The 17,102-nt window shown below is 72.6% G+C and carries 15 protein-coding genes; 4 read left to right on the top strand and 11 right to left on the bottom strand.

Translation table 11 applies throughout. The features are described 5' to 3' along the window. Positions 1 to 35: 35 nt before the first annotated feature. From OO014_RS07255 to OO014_RS07280, 6 genes are all read right to left on the bottom strand, one after another. Positions 36 to 1,199: a branched-chain amino acid ABC transporter substrate-binding protein gene (locus OO014_RS07255; RefSeq protein ID WP_272461624.1), complete on the bottom strand. Its 1,164-nt coding sequence runs from the start codon at positions 1,197 to 1,199 to the stop codon at positions 36 to 38. 160 nt (positions 1,200 to 1,359) lie between these two features. Then, positions 1,360 to 2,361 carry a proline racemase family protein gene (locus OO014_RS07260; protein ID WP_272461625.1) on the bottom strand — a complete coding sequence of 334 codons (1,002 nt, stop codon included), beginning with the start codon at positions 2,359 to 2,361 and terminating at the stop codon, positions 1,360 to 1,362. Between the two features lie 3 nt (positions 2,362 to 2,364). Beyond that, on the bottom strand, positions 2,365 to 3,264 hold the full coding sequence (locus OO014_RS07265; protein ID WP_272461626.1) for a dihydrodipicolinate synthase family protein: 900 nt from the start codon (positions 3,262 to 3,264) through the stop codon (positions 2,365 to 2,367). 85 nt (positions 3,265 to 3,349) lie between these two features. Continuing rightward, entirely contained in the window at positions 3,350 to 4,798 is a 1,449-nt protein-coding gene (locus OO014_RS07270) for an NAD(P)/FAD-dependent oxidoreductase (protein WP_272461627.1), read from the bottom strand. Further along, positions 4,785 to 5,048: a (2Fe-2S)-binding protein gene (locus OO014_RS07275; protein WP_272461628.1), complete on the bottom strand. Its 264-nt coding sequence runs from the start codon at positions 5,046 to 5,048 to the stop codon at positions 4,785 to 4,787. Before OO014_RS07275 ends, OO014_RS07270 begins: the two co-directional genes overlap by 14 nt. Next, positions 5,048 to 6,205, bottom strand: a complete 1,158-nt coding sequence (locus OO014_RS07280) for an NAD(P)/FAD-dependent oxidoreductase (RefSeq protein WP_272461629.1) — start codon at positions 6,203 to 6,205, stop codon at positions 5,048 to 5,050. The genes OO014_RS07275 and OO014_RS07280 overlap by 1 nt, the downstream gene beginning before the upstream one ends. 71 nt (positions 6,206 to 6,276) lie before the next feature. On the opposite strand from OO014_RS07280, the gene OO014_RS07285 reads away from it, so the two are divergent. The 4 genes from OO014_RS07285 to OO014_RS07300 are packed head-to-tail and all read left to right on the top strand — an operon-like array spanning position 6,277 to position 10,533. After that, positions 6,277 to 7,860 (top strand): aldehyde dehydrogenase (NADP(+)), encoded by a 1,584-nt coding sequence (locus tag OO014_RS07285; protein WP_272461630.1) that lies wholly within the window; start codon positions 6,277 to 6,279, stop codon positions 7,858 to 7,860. Then, entirely contained in the window at positions 7,857 to 9,173 is a 1,317-nt protein-coding gene (locus OO014_RS07290; protein ID WP_272461631.1) for an aconitase X catalytic domain-containing protein, read from the top strand. Before OO014_RS07285 ends, OO014_RS07290 begins: the two co-directional genes overlap by 4 nt. After that, on the top strand, positions 9,173 to 9,583 hold the full coding sequence (locus OO014_RS07295; protein ID WP_272461632.1) for an aconitase X swivel domain-containing protein: 411 nt from the start codon (positions 9,173 to 9,175) through the stop codon (positions 9,581 to 9,583). The genes OO014_RS07290 and OO014_RS07295 overlap by 1 nt, the downstream gene beginning before the upstream one ends. Next, positions 9,580 to 10,533, top strand: a complete 954-nt coding sequence (locus tag OO014_RS07300) for a DMT family transporter (RefSeq protein ID WP_272461633.1) — start codon at positions 9,580 to 9,582, stop codon at positions 10,531 to 10,533. The genes OO014_RS07295 and OO014_RS07300 overlap by 4 nt, the downstream gene beginning before the upstream one ends. A gap of 100 nt (positions 10,534 to 10,633) precedes the next feature. On the opposite strand, the gene OO014_RS07305 is transcribed toward OO014_RS07300, so the two are convergent. The 5 genes from OO014_RS07305 to aceB are packed head-to-tail and all read right to left on the bottom strand — an operon-like array spanning position 10,634 to position 17,090. After that, entirely contained in the window at positions 10,634 to 11,407 is a 774-nt protein-coding gene (locus OO014_RS07305) for an IclR family transcriptional regulator (protein WP_420485485.1), read from the bottom strand. Further along, on the bottom strand, positions 11,404 to 12,801 hold the full coding sequence (locus OO014_RS07310; RefSeq protein ID WP_272461634.1) for a (Fe-S)-binding protein: 1,398 nt from the start codon (positions 12,799 to 12,801) through the stop codon (positions 11,404 to 11,406). The genes OO014_RS07305 and OO014_RS07310 overlap by 4 nt, the downstream gene beginning before the upstream one ends. Further along, the gene (locus OO014_RS07315; protein WP_272461635.1) at positions 12,802 to 14,049 is read right to left on the bottom strand and encodes an FAD-binding oxidoreductase; all 1,248 of its coding nucleotides are present in this window, start codon (positions 14,047 to 14,049) and stop codon (positions 12,802 to 12,804) included. Further along, positions 14,049 to 15,506 carry an FAD-linked oxidase C-terminal domain-containing protein gene (locus tag OO014_RS07320; protein WP_272461636.1) on the bottom strand — a complete coding sequence of 486 codons (1,458 nt, stop codon included), beginning with the start codon at positions 15,504 to 15,506 and terminating at the stop codon, positions 14,049 to 14,051. The genes OO014_RS07315 and OO014_RS07320 overlap by 1 nt, the downstream gene beginning before the upstream one ends. Positions 15,507 to 15,509: 3 nt before the next feature. Further along, positions 15,510 to 17,090 (bottom strand): malate synthase A, encoded by a 1,581-nt coding sequence (gene aceB / locus OO014_RS07325; protein ID WP_272461637.1) that lies wholly within the window; start codon positions 17,088 to 17,090, stop codon positions 15,510 to 15,512. Positions 17,091 to 17,102: the final 12 nt, after the last annotated feature.

Raw genomic sequence — 17,102 nt, forward strand, 5'->3', positions numbered from 1 at the left:
CCCCGGGGCGCAGCCGCGCCCCGGGGACCGGTTCGTCACTGGTTGAGCGCGAAGTCGCCGCCCTTGACGACGAGGATGTCGAAGCCACCCTCGGTCAGGGTGTGCTCCTCGGTGAACTTCAGCTTGCCGCTGAAGATCTCGAAGCCATCGATGCCCTCGAGGGCCTTGATGATGTCCTCGCCCTTGGTGGAGTTCGCCTGCTTCAGCGCCTCGGCTGCGACACGCACCGCGTCGTAGGCCTGGGGCGAGTAGGGGCCGGGCTCGGCGCCCGTCTTCTCCTTGAACTTCGTGATCCACTGGTCGCCGCCCGGGATCGTCTGCGGCGTCTGCGTCATCGTCGCGAAGACGCCCTGCGCGTTGGACTCGCCGGCGATGGAGACGAGCTGCTTGTCGACCGAGCCGTCGGCCACCATGATGTCGCCCTTGTAGCCGGCGCCGCGCAGCTGCTTGATGAGCAGGCCGCCCTCCTGGTAGTAGCCGGTCCAGTAGACGAAGTCGGGCTTGGCGCGCAGGATCTCGGTCACGGCGGCCGAGTAGTCGGACTCGCCCGCGGTCACGGACTGCTGGCTGACGACCTTGACCGCGCTGTCGCCCTCGAGGTTCTGGGCGGTGCGGGTCGTGATGTCCTTCGAGTAGGACGTGTTGTCGTCGGCGAGCGCGATCGCCTTGGCGCCCTGGGCCTTCATGAACTCGACCGCGGCCTGGGCCTGCTGCGCACCGGTGCCGTTGATGAGGAAGACGTTGGGCAGCTTGTCCTTGACGAGGTCGTTGGAGTTGGCGGCCGGGATGATCATCGGGATGTTGGCCTTGCCGAAGATCGACAGGGTCGGCAGCGTCGCGGAGGAGCAGTAGCCACCGACGGAGACGACGGTGCCGGCGGTGACGAGCTTGGCGGCACCTGCGGCCGCCGTCTTCGGGTCACAGGCCTCGTCCTCGACGACGAGCTTGAGCTGGCGGCCCATGACGCCACCGGCCTCGTTGATCTCGTCAACCGCGAGCTGGCCGCCGTTCTTCATGTACGGGCCGATGGCCGCGCTGCCGCCGCTCATCGGGGTGAGCATGCCGAGGATGATGTCGCCCGATGTCTCGCCCCCTCCCGGACTGTTCTCAGTGATCCCGCCGCCCCCGCACGCTGCCAGCAGCAGGGCCAGGCCCGCGCCCGCTGCGATCCCGCCGACGCGTCGTGAGTTCCTCATCATCTACGTCTCCGCTCCTGACGGCCGAGCCGTCACTCTGGGTGAGCAATATCACAACTGCTGTGTGACATTGCACCTACTGTAGGGAGTGACCCCCACGTAGGCCAGAGGCTGGAGGCGCGTTGTGAAACCGTGACCTGGCGAGGGCTGGCCGGGCTGCTCGTCAGAGCTCGAAGCCCACGGGGAAGGGGTCGGTCGGGTCGAGCATGTACTGCGCCGTCCCCGTGATCCACGCGCGGCCGGTGAAGCTCGGCAGGATGCCCGGGCGGTCGCCCACGGTCGTCTCCCCCAGGATCCGAGCCTGGAACTGGCTCCCGATGAACGACTCGTTGACGATCTCCTCCCCCACGCCCAACAGGCCGCGCGCGTGCTGCTGCGCGAGGCGCGCACTCGTCCCGGTGCCGCACGGAGACCGGTCGAACCAGCCGGGGTGGATCGCCATCGCGTGCCGCGAGTGGCGAGTCGTCGACCCGGGTGCCTCGAGGTAGACGTGGTGGCACACGTTGATCTCCGGCGCCTCGGGATGCACGACGGGGTTCTGCTCGTTGATCGCGTCCATGATGGCCAGGCCCGCCTCGAGGAGCCGGTTCTTCTCCGCCCGGTCGAAGGGCAGGCCCAGCTCCTCGAGCTTGACGAAGGCGTAGAAGTTGCCGCCGTAGGCGATGTCGTAGCGCACCGTGCCGAAACCGGGGACCTCGACCTGCTGGTCGAGGGCATGGGCGTAGGACGGGACGTTCTCGAGGGTGACGGCGACGGCCTTGCCGTCCCGGACCTGCGCCCTGGCGACGACGAGGCCGGCGGGGGTGTCGAGGCGCACGACGGTCTCCGGCTCGGTGACCGGCACCATGCCCGTCTCGATGAGCACGGTCACGGCGCCGATCGTGCCGTGGCCGCACATCGGCAAGCAGCCGGAGACCTCGATGTAGAGGATCCCCCAGTCGGCGTCGGGCCGGGTCGGCGGCTGGAGGATCGCGCCGGACATCGACGAGTGGCCGCGCGGCTCGAACATGAGCAGCTTGCGCAGGTCGTCGCGCTCGGCCATGAAGCGCAGCCGCTTCTCGGCCATCGTCGCCCCGGGGAGGACGCCGACGCCGCCGGTGATGACGCGCGTCGGCATGCCCTCGGTGTGCGAGTCCACCGCGTGGTAGACGACGGAGGTGCGCATGGCTCAGTTGACGCCGGCGTCGATGAGCGCCTGCGTCGCCTCGCGGACGACCTTCTCCTGCTCGGCCGTGAGGGACTGGCGCGGCGGGCGGCAGCCACCGCCGGTGCGGCCGATCATGTCCTGGCCGAGCTTGATGGCCTGGATGAACTCGGTCTTGGAGTCCCACCGCAGGACCGGGTGGAGCTGGCGGTAGAGCGGCAGGGCCGCCTCGACGTCCCGGGCGACGGAGAGCCGGAAGAGCTCCTTGCAGGCCTGCGGGAACACCTGCGGGTAGCCGGCGACCCAGCCGACGGCGCCGGCGATGCCGACCTCGAGCACGGTGTCGTCGGTGCCGATCATCAGGTCCAGCCCGGGAGCCAGCTCAGTGATCTCGTAGCAGCGGCGCACGTCGCCCGAGAACTCCTTGACCCCGACGATCAGACCCTCGGAGTGGAGCTTGGCGAGGATGGGGGGCGTCAGGTCGACCTTGGTGTCGATCGGGTTGTTGTAGGCGGTGACGGGCAGCCCGACGCCCGCAATGAGCTCGTAGTGCTCGAGGATGGCGCGCTCGTCGGCGCGGTAGGCGTTCGGTGGCAGGGCCATGACGGCGTCGCAGCCGAGGTCCTTGGCCACCTGGGCGTGGCGGCGGGACTCGCGGCCGCTGTAGGCGCCGACGCCCGGCATGACGGTGAAGCCCTCGGGCGCGGCCTCGCGCGCGGTCCGGACGACGCGGTCACGCTCCTCCCACGAGAGCGACTGGTACTCGCCGAGCGAGCCGTTCGGCGCGACGCCGTCGAGTCCCTGCTCGACGAGCCAGGCAACGTTGTCGCGATAGGCGTCGAAGTCCGCCTCGCCGTCGGCGTCGAACTGGAGGCTCGTGGCGACGATGACACCGTGCCAGGGCTTGCGCTGCGTCTCGGACATCAATGCTCCTCAGGTCGTGGGCGCGCGGCCATCGAGCGGCTTCGCGGCAGGACCAGAGTAGGCAACCCGAGAGATCAGTGCAATATTACATTGCACGGGACTTGCGGCTGGCGAGGACACCCAGCGGGAGGGGCGTCGAGACGAGCCGCTCCGCAGGGGAGCCTGAGCCGCCGCCGGCCAGGAGCTCGACGGCGTGGCCGCACACGCGGCCCTGGCACCAGCCCATCCCGGCCCGCGTCAGCTGCTTGACCTGCCGGGCGTCTGTTGCCCCTCGCTCGGCGATCGCGTGTCTCACCGTCCCGGCCGACACCTCCTCGCACCGGCACACGACCGTCTCGCTCCGGAGCGCGTCCGCCCAGCCGGCCGGCACCGGGTGGGCGCGGTGCATCGCGGCAGCGAAGGCCCGCAGGCGCGCGACCTCCTCCCGGAGCCCTGCTGTCTCCGCGTCGGATGCAGACGCACCCACGATGCCGCGGGCCGCCAGACGTCCCTCGGCGACCGCCAGCGCCGCACCCCCCACGCCGCAGGCCTCCCCCGCCGCGGAGACCCCGGACCGACTCGTGCGCTGCCACTCATCGACCTGCACGACCGGGGTGCCGGACGCATCGGCGGTCAGGGCGCAGCCGAGCGTGACGGCCAGGTCGAGCTGGGGGGAGAACCCCCAGCCCACCCCGACGGCGTCGACCTCGATGCGGCGGTGGGTGTCGCGCCGGGGGTGACCGGAGGCGTCCAGCCTCGCCACGGTCACCGCCTCGACCCGCTCGCGTCCGTGGGCCTCGACGATCATCGTCCGGGTGCGGACGGGCACCCGCCGCCGCAGCAGCGTCGCTGCGTAGCCGGCGCCCTCGGCCAGCTTGGTCCGGTTCGCCGCCACGGCCCGCAGCTCACGCAGCCAACGGGTCGGCGAGTTCGCCTCGAAGACGCCGACGACCGTCGCACCACGGTCGGCGAGACCAGCAGCCACCGGCAGCAGGAAGGGGCCCGTGCCGCCCACGGCGACCCGGGGGCCGAGCGCGACGTCGCCCGCCTTGAGGAGGGCCTGGAGGCCGCCGGCGGTCAGGACTCCGGGCAGGTCCCAACCCGGGAAGGGCAGGGACCGGTCGTGGGCACCGGTGGCGATGACGAGGTGCCGCGCCCGCAGCTCCACTGCGCGCTCGCGGCCCGGGCCGCCACTCCGGTCGACGGCGTGGACGACGTGGCCACCCTCCGCTGCGACGACGGTCCACACGTGGTGGTCCGTGAGCAGGCTCGCCCGCCCAGCTGCCTGCCCGGCCTCCAGTCGCGACCGGAGCTCCGCGAAGGTCCCGAGATCGTGGTGCAGCCCCCGCATGGCGTCCGGCCGGAGCGCGCCGGGGTCGCTCGAGTCAGCCGGCGGAGCGGGCTGGCGCCAGTACTGGCCGCCCGCCCCGGAGCCCGCATCGAGGACCGTGACAAAGGTGTCCCCCTGATCGAGGAGCGTTGCCGCACAGGCCAGCCCAGCGGGCCCAGCCCCGACGATGACGACGCCGTCGGGCGGAAGGTCACTCAGCGGCATACCCACTCCCCTCTTGCGTCGTGACGTCGAGTCCGTCACGGGCGCGGACGAGGCAGGCTCGCTGGCTCGGCACGCCATCCACGGTCACGAGGCAGTCGAAGCAGATGCCGATCCCGCAGAAGAGGCCACGCGGCCGGCCCTCCAGTCGGGTCGTGCGCCAAGAGAGGATCCCCTGGGCGACCAGGGCGGCGCCGACGCTCTGCCCGTCGCGGAAGGGGATGGAGACATCGTCGAACCGGAAGGTGGACATCACGCCTCCTGGACGAAACGGTCGGGCAGCAGCGCAGTGAACCGGGCCGCCACCTCGGGAGCAAGCGGCCCGCCACCGAGGACGTGGTGCGCGATGAGGCGCCCGGTGCCGGGGGCCAGGCCGATCCCGGCCCCCTCGTGCCCGCAGGCGTGGAAGAGTCCCGGCACCCGGGGATCCGGCCCGATGACCGGCAGGTGGTCGGGACAGTACGGACGGAAGCCCCGGTAGACGCGGAGCAGGTTGACGCGTTCGAGAAAGGGGAAGAGCGCCGTCGCCTGGCTCGCGAGCGTCGAGACGACGTCCACGTCGAGAGTCGTGTCGAAACCGACCCGCTCCCGGCTCGCGCCGATGAGGATCGTCCCGCCGCGGGTGCCCTCGACGACGCACGAGGTCTCGAGTCCCGCCTCGGACGAGCTGACGTTGGCGACGTAGTCGGCGGAGTAGACCTTGTGCCGGACCATCGGCGGGAGCGGCTCCGTCACGAGGATGAACCCGCGGCGCGGGAGGACGGGCACGGGACCACCGAGCCGCTCGCTGACCTGGGCGCCCCACGTCCCGGCCGCGTTGACGACGGCGTCAGCCCCGATCACCTCGCCCGCGCTCGTCCGCACGCCGGTGAGCCGTCCGGAGGCGTCCCGCACGCCGGCCACCACGTCGGCGCCCGCGACGAAGCGCGCGCCCCTGCGCTGGGCAGCCTCCAGCATGGCCGCCGCGGCCAGGACGGGCTGCACCTGCATGTCCTCGGGATAGAGCACCCCGCCGGCGAGTCCCGCACGCAGGTGCGGCTCGAGCTCCCGCGGCTCGGCGACGTCGAGGGCGGTCACTCCGGCCGAACGCTGCGCGGCGGCGAAGGAGCTCAGCGCATCGAGCGCCTCCGGGGACGCTGCGACGACGACGCCGCCCTTCTCCTCGAGCTCGAGCGTCTCGCGCCCCAGCTCCTCACCGACCTCGAGCCAGGCGTCCCGGCTGAGGCGGGCGAGCTCGAGCTCGGCGCCGGGCTCCTTGTCGGAGACGAGGATGTTGCCCTCACCGCGACTCGTCGTGCCGGAGGCCACGGAACCCCGGTCGAGCACGATGACCTCCGCGCCCGCGGCACTCAGCGAGTGAGCACACGCCGCACCGACGATCCCGGCGCCGACGACGACGACCGCGCTCACGTGTGATTCCTCGGCACGCTGTGTAATGTTACACAGCACAGCCTCGACCGCAGCGTGAAAGGGACCCCTCGATGCCCCTGACCGGACAGTCGATCATTGCCGGCGTGGCACACCCCGGCACCGGCGGCAGCTTCACCGCCGTCGACCCCAGGACCGGCGGCCCGCTCGGCCCGGAGATCTCCTGCCTGGCCCCCGACGAGGTCCACCTCGCCACCCGGGCGGCCGCGGAGGCCTTCCCCGCCTACCGCGCCACCTCCCCGAGCGACCGCGCCGACTTCCTCGAGGCGATCGCGGAGGAGATCGAGGCTCTCGGAGACGAGCTGCTCGAGCGAGCCCACGCCGAGAGCGCCCTGCCGCTGGCCCGCCTCCAGGGAGAGCGCGGGCGCACCTGCGGCCAGCTGCGGATGTTCGCCGGGGTCGTGCGCCAGGGCGACCACCTCGGCGTCCGCATCGATCCAGCGCTGCCCGAGCGCGCCCCACTCCCCCGCCCCGACCTCCGGGTTCGCCACCTCCCACTCGGGCCCGTCGCCGTCTTCGGAGCGAGCAACTTCCCCCTCGCCTTCTCGACCGCCGGGGGCGACACGGCGTCCGCCCTCGCAGCGGGCTGCCCCGTCGTGGTCAAGGCGCACAACGCCCACCCCGGCACCGGCGAGCTGGTCGGGCAGGCCATCGCTCGCGCCGCGGAGCGGTCCGGGATGCCGGCTGGGGTCTTCTCGCTCGTCTTCGGGCTGGGCACCGAGGTGGGCGCTGCCCTCGTCACCGATCCGCACATCCAGGCCGTCGGCTTCACCGGCTCCCGAGCCGGCGGGCTCGCGCTCGTGGCTGCCGCCGCCGGCCGGCCCCAGCCCATCCCGGTGTATGCGGAGATGTCGTCGACCAACCCGGTGATCGTGCTCGAAGGGGCCCTTGCCGGCGATCCGGAGCCGCTGGCCGCGGGCTACGTCGCCTCCCTGACGCTGGGCTCGGGACAGTTCTGCACGAACCCTGGGCTGCTCTTCCTCCCGGAGGGTCCCGCCGGTGACGCGTTCCTCGCTGCGGTCGAGCAGGCGGCCGCCAGTGCCACCGGGCAGACCATGCTCACCCCGCAGATCCGGGCGGCCTTCGGCACCGGCACGGCTCGCCTCGGGGCTCACCCCTCGGTGCAGACCATTGCCCAAGGGCTCGCCGGCGGCGACGACAACGCTCCCGCGCCGGTGGTCTTCACCACCCGCCTCGCGGCCCTCGCTGACGACCACGGGCTGACCGAGGAGATCTTCGGGGCTGCCGGGCTGGTCGTGCGCTTCGGCGACGTCGCCCGCCTCGCCGACCACCTCGCCGGCCTCGAGGGCCAGCTGACTGCCACCATCCACGCCACCGAGGCGGACCATGCCGAGGCCGCCGCCCTGCTGCCGGTGCTCGAGACCCGCGCCGGCCGGATCCTCTTCAACGGCTGGCCGACCGGCGTCGAGGTGACGCACGCCATGGTCCACGGCGGGCCGTTCCCGGCCACGTCGGACTCGCGCACGACGTCGGTCGGTTCCTTGGCCATCGAGCGCTTCCAGCGCCCGGTCTGCTACCAGGACGTGCCGGCCGGGCTCCTCCCGGCGCCGGTCCGCGACGACAACCCGTGGGGCCTGCGGCGTCGCATCGACGGAGAGCTCGAACCACGTCCGTGATCGAGATCTCGGCCGAGCCCACGCGGTCGCGCCTGCATCTCACCGCCGAGGAGCAGGCCATGCTCCGGGGTGAGCAGGGGCCGGCCGTGGCGATGGCGATGCGCGTGGTGGTGGGGCTGGCCGAGGTCCGGGACGCCCCACGGCTCGTCGAGGTCACCTCGGCGCACATCGACGGGTGCCTCTTCCACGGACAGGTGGGGCTCGACTTCGCCCGCCGTCTCCTCGACCTCGGCGGCCGGACCCGGGTCCCCACCACCCTCAACGTCGGCTCCATGGACCTGCTGCACCCGGACCTGGTCCGGGCGGACACCCCGGAGCACCGCGAGATCCGGGAGCAGGGGCGGGCCCTCATGGAGGCGTACGTCGCGCTCGGGGCCCGCCCGACGTGGACCTGCGCGCCCTACCTCGTCGACGCCCGACCCGCGCTCGGCGAGCACGTCGCCTGGGCCGAGTCCAACGCGATCGCCTTCGCCAACTCGGTCCTCGGAGCGCGGACCGACCGCTACGGCGACTTCCTCGACATCTGCGCCGCGATCACCGGCCGGGCCCCCTACGCCGGGCTGCACACCGACGAGGCGCGACGCGGCCAGGTGCTCGTGGACTGCACGGCGATCCCGGCACACGTGCTCACCGGCGACCTGGCGGGAGCGCTGCTCGGCTACATCGTGGGCCTGCGTGTCGGTTCGCGCGTGCCGGTCCTCGTCGGCCTGCCCTCCACGACGTCCGAGGACCAGCTGAAGGCGTTCGGCGCGGCGGCGGCGTCGTCAGGCGGCGTCGCGATGTTCCACGTCGTCGGCATCACGCCGGAGGCGCCCACGGTCGAGGCCGCGCTCGGACCGCTCGCCCCGCCGGCGGCGGTCGAGACCATCCGGCTCACGCCCGACGACCTGCGCGCAGCCCGCACCGCCCTGACCACCGCCCGCGGTGACCACCTCGACGTCGTGAGCATCGGCACGCCGCACGCCTCCCTCGACGAGGTGGCCCAGCTCGCAGCTCACCTCGCCGGGGGTCCTCCACTGTCGGAGCGCGTGGACCTCTATCTGTCCCTCAACCGCTCCGTCCTGGCCCAGGCCCAGCAGCACGGCCTGGTGACACCCCTCGAGCAGGCGGGGGTCCGGCTGGTCGTCGACACGTGCACCTACGTCACACCGATCCTGCGCAGTGACGCCCGAGTGGCCATGACCAACAGCGGCAAGTGGGCGCACTACGCCCCGGCCAACCTCGGCATCGACGTCGTCGTCGGCAGCCTCGCCGAGTGCGTGGCCTCCGCTCGGGCCGGACGCGTCGTCCTCGACGAGGGGACGCTGGGCTGATGGCGACCATCGACGGCCGGTTCCTGCATCCGGGCCGGGCTGCCGGACCCGTGCTCGTCCTCGACGCACCGCTCTCCTTCTGGGGCGGCACCGACCTCTCGGGCAGGATCATCGACCGCCACCACCCCCAGCACGGCGAGTGCGTGGCGGGCACGATCCTCGCCATGCGCAGCGGGCGCGGCTCCAGCTCGAGCTCCTCGGTCCTCGCCGAGCAGATCCGGCAGGGCACCGCACCCGCGGGTCTGGTGCTCGCCGAACCGGACCCGATCATCGTCGTGGCCGTCGTCGTCGCCCAGGAGCTCTACGGCCGGTCGGTCCCCGTGGTGCTCGTCCCGCCGAGCCGGTTCGCGTCCCTCCGCAGCGGCCTGCCGGCGCGCATCGGCGGGGTGCAGCAGGGCGGCCAGCCATGATGTCGAGCACGCTCAGGCCGGGTAGGTCCCGCCATCCCGGTCGCCTCGGGCTCCTGCAGGTCGCGCTCGCCGGAGTCCTCTGGGGGACGGCGGGGGTGGCCGTCACCGTCCTCCACGAGCGGGACGGCATCGGAGCCATGACCGCGAGCGCCTGGCGGATGGCGATCGCCGCAGTCGCCCTCGTCGTCTTCGCAGCGCTCAGCGGTCGCCTGGGCGCCGTCGCCGAGACGATGCGGACGCACCCCGGACTCGCGATCCTCGTCGGCTGCGGCACCGGGGTCTATCAGGGGCTGTACTTCGTCTCCGTGCTCATGGTCGGGGTGGGCGTTGCCACGGTCGTGTCGCTGGGGTTGGCGCCGATCCTCGCCTCCGCCTGGGAGCATGCGCGCGCCAGGACCACGCCCTCGCCCCGAGAGGTGGCGGTCGTCGCGGCGGCCCTCACGGGTCTCGTCCTCATCACCGCCACGGCAGGCGAGGGGACGCCGGCGCCGGGAGGCCAGCCGGCACTCGGGCTGGTGCTCGCCCTGGTCGCGGGAGCGACCTACGCCGCCACGACGGTGCTGGGCCACACCGTGGCGCAGCGGGCCGAACCGGTGGCCCTGACCACCTGCGCCACGACGGCCGGCGCGGTGCTCCTGCTCCCGTTCCTCGGCCTGGCCGCGGCCACCGCTGAGCCCGTGCTCCCGTCGAGCCCCGGCTCGCTCCTCCTGCTGGCCTACCTGGGGGTGGCGACGATGGCGCTGTCGTACGGCCTGCTCTACGCCGGCCTCCGCACCACCTCCGGGTCCGCCGCCACGGTCGCCACGCTCCTCGAACCGCTCGCAGCCGCGGTGCTCGCCGCCCTGCTGCTGGCCGAGCGGCTGCCCTGGCCGTCGCTGGTCGGCGGGGGGCTCATCCTCGCGGCCGTCCTCGGGCTGCAGCCGAAGCCTGAGCCGCCCACCCTGGCGTGACCCAGCCCGGCGCGGAGGGACCTGCTCCTCGGAAGCCGGCTCAGCGGCATACGGAATCGTGGGTCGTATGCCGCTGGGCTGGCTCCCGCGGTGGGATCGGCTAGGTGCCGAGCTCGCGGAGCAGCCGGTCCGCGGCCTCGCGCAGGACGGGCACGATCTCCCGGACCCGCTCCGGCGTGACCCGTCCGGAGGGCCCGGAGACGGAGAGCGCGAGCCGGGCGGGCTGGGCGGTGACGGCAACGGCGACGCACCGGACGCCGACCTCCTGCTCACCGTCGTCCACGGCGTAGCCCTGCTCGCGGATCCGCGCCAGCTCGTCGAGCAGAGCTCCCTCGTCGGTCAGCGTGCGCTCGGTGCGCGCCGGGAGCCCGGTCCGGCCGAGGATCTCCACGACGCGCGCCACGGGCAGCTCCGCCAGCAGGGCCTTGCCCACTCCGGTGCAGTGCGGCAGGACGTGCCGACCGACCTCGGTGAACATCCGCATCGAGTGCGGTGACGGCGCCTGCGCGACGTAGACCACCGAGTCGCCTTCGAGCATGGCGAGATTGGCCGTCTCGCCGATCTGCTGGGCGAGCGCCCTGAGATAAGGAGTCGCGCGCGCCCCGAGGGTGAGGCCGGCAGCCTCGCCGAGCCGGATCAGGCGTGGCCCGAGCGCATAACGGTGGGCCATGTCCCGGCGCACGTACCCCCCGGCGACGAGCGACTGGATCAGCCGGTGGATCGTCGGCGCGGGGAGGCCGGTCGTCCCAGCCAGCTCGGACAGCGTGGCGATCCCGCCCGCGTCGGCCAGCGCCTCGAGCACCTCGAAGGCCCGGTCCACGGACTGCACCCCACTTCGGCGCGCCACCGGGTCGGCGACCTGGGGGGTGGTCACGAGGAGACGCCCAGACTGGCGGGGTCCGACCCGCGGATCGAGGCGTCGAGGACCTCGACGATGTGTGCGAGCGCGATCCGCTGCCCGGACCGCTCCAGCGAGGCGGCGACCTGCATGAGGCAGCCCGGGTTGGCGGTCACGAGCAGGGGCGCCTCGGTGCGCAGCACGTTGGCCGCCTTGCGGTCGCCGAGCTCGCGAGCCGCCTCCGGCTGGATGATGTTGTAGATCCCCGCGGACCCGCAGCACAGTTCGCCCTCGGCGATCTCGCGCAGCTCGAGCCCGGGGATCCCGGCGAGCAGCTGCCGTGGCTGCACCCGGATGCCCTGGCCGTGGGACAGGTGGCAGGCGTCGTGGTAGGCGATGGCCATCGGCAGCGGGTGCCGCTCGGCGACCGGCCCGACCTCGGCGAGGATCTCGGAGACGTCCCGCACGCGGTCCGCGAAGGCGCGGGCTCGCTCGGCGTAGGCGGGGTCGTCGGCCAGCAGCTCGGCGTACTCCTTCATCGACGACCCGCAGCCGGCGGCGTTGACCACGACGTGGTCGACCTGCTCCGCCTCGAAGGTGTCGATGAGGGCTCGGGCGAACCGCTGCGCCTCGGGCTCCCGCCCGTTGTGCACGGACAGCGCACCGCAGCAGCCCTGCCGCGAGGGCGCGATGACGTCGAACCCCTCCGCTGCGAGCACCCGCGCGGTGGCCGCGTTGACCCCGGGGAAGAACTCGCGCTGCACGCAGCCGAGGAGCATCCCGACCGTGCCGCGGCGCGTCCCACGAGCGGGCGTGCGCTCCGGGACCGGCTCGCGTGCCTCGAGCGGCGGCGCGAGCGCCTCCATGGAGGCGAGCGTCGGGGAGAGCCGGTCGAGCACGCCGGTGCGGCGGAGCAGCCGGGACAGTCCGCTCTTCTGGTGCAGGCGCAGCGGGCCGCGGAGCGCCCTGAGCCGCTTGGGATAGGGGAACAGCGCGAAGATCGCTGCCCGCAGGGCCTTCTCGCGCCGGGGGCGCTCGTGGCGCCGTTCGACCTGGGCCCGCGTCGCCTCGATGAGCCGGTCGTACTGGACTCCGGACGGGCAGGCGGTCACGCACGCCATGCAGCCGAGGCACGCGTCGAAGTGCTCGACCATCGACGGCGTCATCGGCTCGCCCTGCAGGCCCTCGTTCATGAGGTAGATCCGCCCGCGCGGCGAGTCCATCTCCTCGCCCCAGAGCACGTAGGTCGGGCAGCTCGGGAGGCAGAAGCCACAGTGCACGCAGTCGGAGACCAGCTCGGCCGACGGTGGCCGGTGGGCATCGAAGGCAGGCACGCCCCCCTGCACCGGGGTCAGCGTCAGCTTGGCGTCGGTCCCGAGCGTCCCCGTCGGGGTGGAGACGGGTGGCAGACCGCTCTCGGGTGTCGTCATCTAGATTCCTCCCACGAAGCGTCCGGGCGCCAGGCGGCGCTCGGGGTCGAACCGGTCCTTGACGGCGCGCATGAGGTCGAGGGCCTCCACGGGTCCCCAGACGTCGAGCCCGTCGCGGACCTCGGGCGGCGCCTCGAGGACGACCACGGACCCGCCGAAGGCTGCGGCACCGGCGCGCAGGTGGGCGACGAAGCCGTGCACCGCGGCGGCGAGGTCATCGCCGTCGAGGCCCGCGAGCCCGACGAGGGCGGTGCCGACGGCCGGGCTCCCGCGGAGGGCGACCCGCAGCCCGGTGGTTGCGGCCGCGGCATCGAGCGCCTCCAGCAGGGTGCCGAGGCGGGCGATCTCGTGGGTCACCTTGACGAGGACGCCGCTCGGGCTTGCGGGCTCCGTGCCCCACCAGTCCGGTGGCGTGTCGGTCTCGTGGGATCCCTCGCCCATCAGCCGGGTCGCTTCGGCCGCTCGGTGCTCGACGCCGGGGCCGGTGCCCTCGACGAGGACGGCGACGGACGAGTCGTCGGCGGACCGGTCGAGCTCCACCGCGGAGAGCGCGAGCTGGGAGTGGGCCAGGGCGGAGGCGAGCTGCTGTATGCGGCTGGGCTCGCTCGCGGGACCGGTGACCCAGCGCTGGGCGGCCGGGTTGGGATGGAGTCGGAAGGCGACCTCGGTGATGACTCCGAGCGTCCCGAAGGAGCCGGTCAGCAGCTTGCCCAGGTCGTAGCCCGCGACGTTCTTGACCACCTTGCCTCCGGCGTGGGCCGCGACCCCGTCGGCGCGGACGAAGCGGACGCCGATGAGCAGGTCGCGCACAGCCCCGTGGAAGAGCCGGCCCGGTCCGGTGGCCCCGGTGGCGACGGCCCCGCCGAGAGTGCCGCGCCGCGGCGGGTCGATGCCCAGCCGCTGGTCGGCGGAGGCCAGGTCGCGCTCGAGGTCGTCGAGCGAGCGGCCGGCGCCCGCGACGACGACGAGGTCCCCGGCTGCATGCTCCACGACGTGCGACATCCGGGTCGTGTCGACGACGAGGTCCACCGACTCCGGAGCCGCGCCCCACGCCAGCTTGGTGCCGGCCCCGCGGGCGACGACGGTCAGGCCGTGAGCTGCCGCCGCCGTGAGGAGAGCAGAGGTCTCGGCGGTCGACCCGGGGCTGGCCACCCACTGGGCGGGCACCCCGGCGACGTGGTCCTCGGCGGTGGCGTCGGCGACGTGGCCATCGGTCGCGGCCTTGAGGGCATCGAGGATGGCGGCCATCAGAAGAGCTCCGCCTTGCCAGCGGCGACCAGCGGGTGCGGGCCCTTGTGCCGGCCCGGGACCTCACCGCAGAGGCGCGGCGTCGGGAAGACCTTGCCCGGGTTGGAGATCGACGCCGGGTCGAAGGCGCACCGCACGAGCTGCATGGTGTCGAGGTCCTCGTCGCTGAACATCCGTGGCATGTACTTCGCCTTGTCGGAGCCGACGCCGTGCTCGCCGGTGATGGACCCGCCGTGCTGGATGCAGAGGTCGAGGATGGCGCCGGACACCTCTTCGGCCCGCTCGGCCTCCCCCTCGTTCGCGTCGTCGAAGAGGACGAGCGGGTGAAGGTTGCCGTCGCCGGCATGGAAGACGTTGGCCACCCGCACTCCGGCGTCGCGGGAGATCTCGGAGATCCGGCGGAGGACCTCCGGCAGCGACGTCCTGGGGATGACCCCGTCCTGGACGATGTAGTCGGGGCTGATCCGCCCGACGGCCGCGAAGGCCGACTTGCGCCCCTTCCAGAAGAGGGCGCGCTCGGCGTCGTCCGCCGCGATGCGGATCTCGAAGGCACCGTTTGCCCGGCAGTAGCCCTCGACCTCATCGAACTGGTGCGCCACCTCGGCGGCGGGGCCATCGAGCTCGACGATGAGCACCGCGCCCGCCCCGGCCGGGTAGCCGCACTGGACGGCCGCCTCGGCCGCCTCGATGGCCAGGGCGTCCATCATCTCGATGGCCGCGGGAATGACGCCGGCACCGATGATCGCGGAGACGGCGGCGCCCGCCTGGTCCGTGTCGGGGAAGGCGGCGAGCAGGGTCTTCACCTCCTCAGGGCTGCGCGTGAGCCGCACGGTCGCCTGGGTCGCGATGCCCAGCGTGCCCTCTGACCCGACGACCGCGCCGAGCAGGTCGTAGCCGGGAGCGTCCGGGGCCTTGCCGCCGATGTGCACGACCTCCCCTGCGGGAGTGACGAACTCGACGCCGGTCACATGGTTTGCCGTGAAGCCGTACTTGAGGCAGTGGGCCCCGCCGGAGTTCTCGGCGACGTTGCCACCGATCGAGCAGACCTGCTGGCTCGACGGGTCGGGCGCGTAGTAGTAGCCGGTGGGCTGCGCCTCGCGGGTCAGCTGGAGGTTGATCACGCCCGGCTCGACCACGGCCCGTTGGTTGGCCGCGTCGATCTCGAGGATCCGCCGCATCCGGGACATCACGATGAGCACGCCGTCGGCCCGCGGCAGGGCACCGCCGGACAACCCGGTGCCGGAGCCGCGGGCGACGAACGGGATGCCGTGCTCCGCGCAGGCCCGCACCGTCGCCGCGACGTCCTCGGTGCTCTCGGCGAGCACGACGAGCGCCGGGGTGACCTTGTAGTGGGCCAGCCCGTCGCACTCGTACGTGCGCAGCTCTTGGTGGTCCGTGAGGATCTTGTGTGTGCCGAGGGCCGCCCGGAGCGGCCCGGCGAGGCCGAGCGCGTCCATCGGTCAGGGCATCCGGTCGTAGGCCGGCAGGGTGAGGAACTCCGCGAAGTCGTCGGCGACCGCGACCTCGAGGAAGGTCGCCCGGGCCTCGTCGTAGTCGCTCGGCTCGCCCGGGAGCTTGGCGACCTCCTCCTCGACGAGCCGGTCGATGAGCTCGCGGGTCACGGTCTCACCGGTGTCGAGCTCGACGTCGTTGTGCAGCCACTGCCAGACCTGCGAGCGGGAGATCTCAGCGGTCGCCGCGTCCTCCATGAGGTTGAAGATGCCGACCGCACCGGAGCCCTTGAGCCAGGTGTGGAGGTACTGGATGCCGACGCTGATGTTGTTGCGCAGCCCGGCCTCCGTCACGGTGCCGGGCGTGGCCTTGACGTCGAGCAGCTGCTCGGCCGTGACCTGCACGTCCTCGCGCTTCTTGTCGATCTGGTTGGGCCGGTCCCCCAGCACCTTGGTGAAGGCCTCCTTGCACAGCTCCACCATCCCGGGGTGGGCCACCCACGAGCCGTCGAAGCCGTCGTTCGCCTCTCGGGTCTTGTCGTCGGTCACCTTCTGGAACGCTGCCTCGTTGACCTCGGGGTCGCGGCTCGGGATGAACGCCGCCATCCCGCCGATGGCGTGGGCCCCGCGCTTGTGGCAGGTGCGCACGAGCAGCTCCGTGTAGGCACGCATGAACGGGACGGTCATGGTGACCTGGTTGCGGTCGGGCAGGAGGAAGTCACGCCCGCGGGTGCGGAACTTCTTGATGACGCTGAAGATGTAGTCCCACCGGCCGGCGTTCAGGCCCGACGAGTGGTCGCGCAGCTCATAGAGGATCTCCTCCATCTCGAAGGCGGCCGGGTAGGTCTCGATGAGGCACGTGGCGCGGATCGTGCCCTGCGGGATGGCGAGGTGGTCCTGGGCGTGGACGAAGACGTCGTTCCACAGCCTGGCCTCGAGGTGGCTCTCCATCTTCGGCAGGTAGAAGTACGGCCCCTTGCCGGCATCGAGCTGGCGCTGGGCGCAGTGGAAGAAGTAGAGCCCGAAGTCGACCAGCGACCCGGACATCGGCTGGCCGTCGACGAGCACGTGCTTCTCGGACAGGTGCCAGCCGCGTGGGCGCACGACGATGGTCGCGAGCTCCTCCGCCGGGCGCAGCGCATAGGACTTGCCCTCGTCGCTCGTGAAGTCGATGGTCCGGTCGAGGGCGTCCATGAGGTTGAGCTGCCCCTGGACGACGTTGTCCCAGGTGGGGGTGGACGCGTCCTCGAAGTCGGCGAGCCAGACCTTCGCTCCCGAGTTGAGTGCGTTGATGGTCATCTTGCGGTCCGTCGGGCCGGTGATCTCGGCTCGCCGGTCGACCAGGCCTGGCGCGGGCGGCGCCACCTGCCAGTCTCCCTCGCGGACCTCCTTGGTCTCCGGGAGGAACTCGAGCTGGTGCCCCGCGACGAGCTGGTCGTAGCGCACCTCCCGGGCTCGCAGCAGCTCGAGACGCCGCGCGTCGAACGCCCGATGCAGCGAGGCGAGGAGGTCCAGCGCCGGCTCCGTCAGGACCTCCGCGAATCGTCCACCGGTCTCCGCCGTGATCTGCACGCCTTCAGCCACTCTCATCACCCATCCTCG

The sequence above is a fragment of the Intrasporangium calvum genome, assembly GCF_028446585.1.
Classification (GTDB): Bacteria; Actinomycetota; Actinomycetes; order Actinomycetales; family Dermatophilaceae; genus Intrasporangium; species Intrasporangium calvum_A.